This is a genomic window from Microcystis sp. Msp_OC_L_20101000_S702 (assembly GCF_007095705.1).
In the GTDB taxonomy this organism is placed as follows: Bacteria; Cyanobacteriota; Cyanobacteriia; order Cyanobacteriales; family Microcystaceae; genus Microcystis; species Microcystis ichthyoblabe_A.
Genome location: NZ_SFBO01000018.1, coordinates 33467 through 40424, shown reverse-complemented (window position 1 = coordinate 40424; position 6958 = coordinate 33467). Strand labels below are relative to the sequence as shown.

Below are 6958 nucleotides of genomic sequence, written 5' to 3'. Positions count from 1 at the left end.
TACCTTTTGGGCGAACGCAGTTCGCCCCTACATTGTGGACAAAATCCGTTACTGTAGGGGCGCAAAGCTTGCGCCCTCCGATCGATCAGGTTTGCTGATCACCCTAAGTAGGGCGAGAGTCTTCGAGAGCCCCCGCAGCTAAGGGACTTGCGCTTTGATAATGTGTCATCTGGCTGGTCTGATTCTTCCACAGAGCGATTTTCTGGCTGGGATATTATTCCCATGCAAGTCCCTAAGTAGTCGTGCAAAATTAATTTCCTAGTGAAGATAGGCAAGAGGCAAGAGGCAAGAGGTGGTTAGAGATGTGTAATTAATTTTACTTAGGTATTTAACTAGAATTTCTACTACAAAAATCTGCCTAAATCGAATTCCGTTGTGGCAGTAATTTCTCGAAAACGTTCCTGACTGATAATTAACAATAATCTTTCAGTATAATCCACCGCCCCGCGCAATTCTCGTTCTAATCTTGCTAAACCGGCGTTGGCATATTCCTCGAAAATTGTCACTCGCAAAGCTTCCGAATCTACCCCGTGGGGAGAAAGAATTTTTGTGTCTTGCAATTCATTGACTGCCAATAATTTGATTAGGGTATCGTAGCCACGAGAAATAAAAATTTCTAGGTTAATAGGTGAGGGTTCCTTCGCTACATTTTCTATCGCCACCCTCTCTTGATATCTTACCCCTAAAGCCGCCGCAAAAGCGATGACATCAGCATAGGTCTGAAAAGGACCAATTCCCTGATTAAAATTAACTAAGGACTGGACAAATTCCCCTTTATCTCTAGCAATACGCACTCGATGAATGGACATATTTACCAAGTAAAAAGTAAAAAAGTTTACAAAATTCAGGAGATAGAAATTATCAGTATTTATGAACTATTTTATCTATCCCCTATCCGCCAATAACTGATAACTGCTTTAAGGATAAGTTTTAATTAGTCCTTTAGCTTGGTAAACATGAAATTGTTCGATGGCGACACCACCGCGCTTGATCGGAATGACAGCTACTTTAGTTATATCTTGGAAATAGGGACGGTAGCGATCGATTATTTCTGGTCTTTCTAGAGAACTATTTGTAGTAATTAATAAACCATTTTTACCGATCCATTCTTGAGGATTAAACCAAATTTGATAACCCCTTTGATCGTTGTTAAAACAGGTGACGGGAATAGGAACTAGGGGATAAAGAGCCATATCTAGCCATGCTGTCACATAAAAATTATGGGTAAAAACGAAGCTAGAATCTTTTAAGAGCGCTAATAATTCGGGCGAATTAGCAAAGCCTTGGCGCAGTTGATCGATATCGACAATTTCCCGAGAAGGGTCCTGTTCTGGGGCAATAATTCCCCCAAAAATTGCGTATTGACTAGGTTTTTGGAAAGTGCCAAAAGTAACGTGAAGCATTGCTATAGATAAAACAGTAACGATAAAAATTCCCGATCCCCATAACCATCTTTTTACCCAGATTCGAGAAGATTGCTGCCAAGTATTGGCCTTTTCTCCTAATAAAATTGTGCAGGACCAGAACCCGGGTAAAATCCAACTAGGGGCGAGATAATGGGAAGCACCCACATAAAGCATTCCCAGGATTAAAGGCAGAGAAACCGAGAGAATTAACCATTTTTTGATTGATTCTTCATCTCGCTGAAAAAATCTTTTTTTCGAGAGAAAGTTAGGAATTTGTTCAGCAAAGCTTTTAAATGTCACCCACCACATCGGCAGACCAAAAGGAGGAAACATCGTGGCGATACTAATGCCAATAACCGAGAGAATACCGAGAATATTAAAGGTTTTGGGTTCTCCAGAAAAACGGTCTTCTAAATGAAAGCGAAAGGAAATCCAATCATGGTTAATATTCCAGTAGATAATCGGCAATAAAGTTATCAAAAAAAGAATAAATCCTAATCCCAACCAAGGGGATCTAAATACAGGCCAATAGCGGGGAGTGGTCAGACAAAATAAAACTAAACCAAAGCCCAAAATAAAGCCGTGATATTTACTTAAAACCGCCAATCCTACGGCAAGTCCAATATAAGCGAGACGATAGCTAGGATGATAGTTTTTTTCCCGAATTGGCCAGAATTCTTGGGCAGCTAAATAGACTGTTAATGACCAAAAAAAGATTAAAGGACTATCTGGCTGCGAGAGAATCCCGAAGACAATCCCATAGATGGGGATGAGAGTGGCGATCGCTAAAGTCATTCTGGCGACCGGCAGACTGAACAATTTTAAAGCTGTCAGATATAGCAAGCAGAGGCTGCCAGTATAGAAAAGGAGAGTCCCGAAGCGAATGGTAAATTGATTGACTAATCCCGTGATCCAAGTCCCAAAACCCGTGGAAATCGCTACTATTGGCGGATGATCGAAATAACTCCAATCCAGATTATGGCTGTAAACGTAATAATAGGCCTCATCGTACCCCGGATAAAGCCCCAGGGCGATGATGATTCTAAACAGGAGTCCACCGATGAGCAGATAAACGGCAATGCGATCGCTAAGTATTTTGGTCAAAATTCTTACCTCATTTCATCGCTAAAACTGATGTTAGAGACGGGAGATTTTTGGGGTTGCCAGATTCGAGATTTGTGCATCTATGGCAAGGTTAGATTTAAATGTGATCTTTAGTTACTATATCACCAACTCTGTCATCTCTTAGCCCTTGGCTATCGGCAAACTCTCCCTAGGCGTTGCTGATTGGGGATATGAACGAGGATTAAGGGAAAGGGGAACTTAGATAAAACTGATGTTAATTAAATAACTTTTGCCCCTATCAAAGCAATAATAATCAGGGCGATAGATTGCGGAATTAATAATCTTAAGTAGGTAGGTGTTAAAAGTTGTCAGGTACCCCCCTTATCAAGGGTTGATTCATAGTAGGTTGATTTATGAATCAACCTACAAAGCACGACGTTTTGAAAAACTTTCAGATATTTATTCCGATGAGAGAATGAAACGATCCTAGGAGTATCGGGGGAAGCGCCCAGAATCTGAGATGCTTCCCCTATGTTGACTAATTTTTTGCCTTGACAAAACCTAGTTAAAAACGCCAACCTAGCTAGGTTGGACGAGATTATTTAAGCCATAAACCACTTTAGCGGTGATAATCTTGTCCTTATCGGTAAGTTCTTCTAACACCTCTTTTCCCTCGACTAAATAGCCAAAAACCGAATAACGACCATCCATGAGATTAAACCCCGGAGGAGTTAATTCATTATCGAATTTAAAGAAAAAGAATTGCGAGGAACCTCCGTTAGGATTGGTATCCGGACGCGCTAGGGCCAATGCACCAAAAGCGTTAAAAGGCAAGGCGAGACTGGGTAAGTAAATCCCTAATTCTTCGAGAGTATTGCCATAAACTGGCTCTTCTTCCCCTTTAATCAAAATTTCTAAGGGAATAGAGCGATATTGCTTAGTTTTCGGGTCAATAAATCCCTCTTCTGCACCGACGGGATCCCCGGTTTGGACAACGAAATTATCTTCGCTGCGAATGAAGGGTAAACCGTCATAAAAACCCCGTTGGACTAAATCCAGAAAGTTACCCCCATTAATCGGAGCGCTGTAACCATCCACAACGATAGTTAAATCTCCCTTGGTGGTCTGCATCTCTACGGTGGCACGTCCTCGCAATTGCGGCAAGTTAGCGTATTCCGGGGGAACGTTAAAGGGAAAACCCACCACCATTAATTCTTCTAAAGCGGTGATATTATTGAGCAATTCCCTTCTGGTTGACCAAACTGCCTCTTTATCCTTCGCTTCTACGGCCGTATCCAGGTCCGCCACTCCCGTTTTCAGTTTTTCGATTAATTCCTCCCCTTGGCTTTTACTTGCTTCGGGAACACTATCTAAGATAGCCTTGCTTTTGGTAGAAAGGGCATAATTGGCATCCTTGACATCTTTTTTAATCGGACTCCAACGTTTGGCCCGCAGATGTTTGGCAATATCTTCGATCGATTGTTGCACTTGACGAATTGGTTTATTATCTATGGGTAAGGCATTGCGTAAAATAGCAGTGGGATCCGTTACCGCGTCACCCTGAGCAAGCACAGCTAAAGCAGGAGTAGTGCCCTTAACCGTGAACAGACTTAAGATTAAAAGTAGTGCCAAGGCAATACTAGCACCGCTTTTTAAGAAAAATTTGCCCCATTCGCGTAATCTTGTCTTTATTTTCATATTTTGGTCGGTTCCTCAATGGCCATACCTATCCAAAATACTTGTAGGCTTTTAGGGGAACCCTTGTCAATAGCTGAGAAAACCGATCGAAGCCATCAGTAATCAGTTATCAGTTATCAGATGTGAGTTTTCAGTTCACTGATTACTGTTCACTGTTTACTGGACGGCTACGCCGTGCCTTTGGCAACACTGAAAAAAAGCTCCCCTCTTCCCCAATTCATAATTTATAATTTATAATTCCCACTCCCTTTTTTTACCTTTTATGACTATAATTGTCGATTATCGCTTTCCTCCCGCTATTAATGCCGAAAAACAGGCAAAAACGATCGCTATCGGTCAAACCGCCGGCACTTGGAGCGAGCGCCACAGTCATCGTCAAAAGCAGCTGCAACAACACCTAGCGGAAGTGGTGGGGATCAGGGAGGAAGCAGACGGTTATAAGGTGGCTAGGGTGCGTTTTCCCCAGATAAACGTTGAAAATGACATCGCCAGTCTTTTAACCATGATTTTCGGCAAATATTCCATGGCTGGAGCAGGAAAAGTGGTGGGGGTATACCTACCCGAAAGCTACGGCACAAAAGCCAAGTTAGGAATCACCGGAATTAGGCAACGTTTGGGGGTTTATGATCGACCTCTAGTTATGGCAATTTTTAAACCCGCTTTAGGACTATCGGCCCAAGATCACGCCGATATCCTGCGAGAAGTGGCTTTTGCTGGCTTAGACGTGATTAAAGATGATGAAATCATGGCGGATCTTCCCGTGGCTCCCACCCACGAGCGCCTAGATTGTTGTCGTCGGGTTTTGGAGGAAGTGCGGCAGCAAACCGGTAGAAATGTTCTCTATGCGGTCAATGTCACTGGAAAAGCGGACGAATTGCAGAGAAAAGCCCGTTTATTGGTGAAACATGGGGCCAATGCCCTGTTATTAAACGTTCTTACCTACGGTTTTTCCGTTTTAGAAGCTTTAGCCAGTGATCCGGCGATCGATGTTCCCATTTTCGCCCATCCTGCCTTTGCTGGAGCGATGTGTGCCGGTAGCGATACGGGATTAGCCTATTCTGTGGTTTTGGGGACGATGATGGCCCACGCAGGAGCCGATGCGGTGCTATATCCCGCCGCTTACGGTAGTTTACCCTTCGATCCCCAGGAGGAGGGCAAAATTCGCGATATTTTGCGTGATAGAAACGTTTTTCCGGTTCCATCGGCCGGTATTCGTCCCGGTATTGTTCCCCAGGTCCTTGGGGATTACGGACGTAATGTTATCCTCAATGCGGGAACCGGAATTATGGACCACCCATCGGGACCAGCCAGTGGTGTGAGGGCTTTTTTTGAAGCTTTAGCCAGAATAGAAGCGGGTGAGTCTTTTGATCCCGCCAATTTGCCCGAAGGAGCCTTAAAACAGGCAATTCTACAGTGGGGTTAAGCTAGATTCTTTCAAATGCACTATACAAGTATTTTGTCAAGCATTTTTAGAAAATTTAACAAATAACTTGCCGTTTTAGATAGGGTTGCAGCACTTCCGGCACTTTTACTGTCCCGTCCGCCTGTTGATAATTTTCTAGGACAGCGGCCATAGTACGACCGATCGCTAATCCCGAACCGTTGAGGGTGTGGACAAAATTAGTGCCTTTTTGCCCTTTTTCTTTAAAGCGAATATTTGCCCGTCGTGCCTGAAAGTCTCTAAAATTAGAACAACTGGAAATTTCCCGATAGGTATTAGCCGAAGGTAGCCACACTTCTAAGTCATAACATTTGGCCGCCGCAAAACCCAAGTCACCGGTACACAATTCAATCACCCGATAGGGCAACTGTAAAGCTTGCAGGATTGCCTCTGCATTAGCGACTAAACTTTCATGTTCCTGAGCAGAAGCGTCAGGATGGACGATTTTGACCATTTCCACCTTATTAAATTGATGCAAACGGATCAAGCCCCTCGTATCCTTGCCATAGCTGCCCGCTTCTCGACGAAAACAAGGGGTATAGGCACAGTGTTTGATCGGTAATTGCTCCGATGAGAGGATTTCATCGCGATAGAGGTTAGTTACAGGTACTTCTGCCGTTGGTGCTAACCAAAGCTCATCATCTCGACATTTAAAGCTTTCTTCCGCAAATTTCGGCAGTTGTCCCGTCCCGCGCAGGGAGTCACTATTAATCAGAATTGGCGGTAAAACTTCTGTATAACCGGCGACAATATGGCGATCGAGCATAAAATTAATTAAAGCTCTTTCTAGGGCAGCCCCGAGCGCGATAAGATTAACAAAACGACTCTGGGCGATTTTTACTGCCCGTTCAAAGTCTAAAATGCCCAATTTTTCCCCAATTTCCCAGTGAGGCAAAATATTCGGGTTGGTGGGTTTATATTCCTCTCCCCAGCGTCTGACTTCGACATTTTCCCGTTCATCCTTACCGATGGGAGTGGTTTCACTAGGTAAATTGGGTAAATCTAAGATTTTTTGGTCAATGGCCGCTTTAATCTCTTTTTCCTGCGGTTCTAATTGAGCTAGTTTACTTTTAATCTCGTTTCCTTCTGTTTTCATTGCCAAGATTTCGGGACTGTTGACATCGCTGCCACTTTTCACTTTTTGTCCTACCAGTTTACCGATTTCGTTACCCCGGGCCTGTAAACTGCTGCGTTCTAACTCTAAAGCCTTCTGTTGTTGATTTAACTGGAGAATAGGGGCAATATCATAACTACCTCCCCGACTATCTAAGCGTTTCTGTACTTCCTCTGGATTTTCTCTAATTTGCTTTAGGTCTAACATGGTACGAGTCAGTAAAAAGTAAAAATT

5 protein-coding genes are annotated in these 6958 nt (G+C 43.4%); 1 reads left to right on the top strand and 4 read right to left on the bottom strand.

The window, feature by feature from the left end:
• Positions 1-344 precede the first annotated feature (344 nt).
• The 3 genes from EWV60_RS02120 to EWV60_RS02110 form a co-directional block, all read right to left on the bottom strand.
• Complete coding sequence (locus EWV60_RS02120) at positions 345-809, bottom strand: DNA phosphorothioation-associated protein 4 (RefSeq protein ID WP_002738176.1); 465 nt, start codon at positions 807-809, stop codon at positions 345-347.
• A 108-nt stretch (positions 810-917) separates the two neighbouring features.
• The gene (locus EWV60_RS02115; RefSeq protein ID WP_002792685.1) at positions 918-2510 is read right to left on the bottom strand and encodes an ArnT family glycosyltransferase; all 1593 of its coding nucleotides are present in this window, start codon (positions 2508-2510) and stop codon (positions 918-920) included.
• 540 nt (positions 2511-3050) lie between these two features.
• Positions 3051-4169 (bottom strand): peptidylprolyl isomerase, encoded by a 1119-nt coding sequence (locus EWV60_RS02110; RefSeq protein ID WP_287230573.1) that lies wholly within the window; start codon positions 4167-4169, stop codon positions 3051-3053.
• A 262-nt stretch (positions 4170-4431) separates the two neighbouring features.
• On the opposite strand from EWV60_RS02110, the gene EWV60_RS02105 reads away from it, so the two are divergent.
• The gene (locus EWV60_RS02105; RefSeq protein WP_016515776.1) at positions 4432-5592 is read left to right on the top strand and encodes a 2,3-diketo-5-methylthiopentyl-1-phosphate enolase; all 1161 of its coding nucleotides are present in this window, start codon (positions 4432-4434) and stop codon (positions 5590-5592) included.
• A gap of 55 nt (positions 5593-5647) precedes the next feature.
• On the opposite strand, the gene serS is transcribed toward EWV60_RS02105, so the two are convergent.
• Positions 5648-6931 carry a serine--tRNA ligase gene (serS, locus tag EWV60_RS02100; protein ID WP_287230571.1) on the bottom strand — a complete coding sequence of 428 codons (1284 nt, stop codon included), beginning with the start codon at positions 6929-6931 and terminating at the stop codon, positions 5648-5650.
• Positions 6932-6958 lie beyond the last annotated feature (27 nt).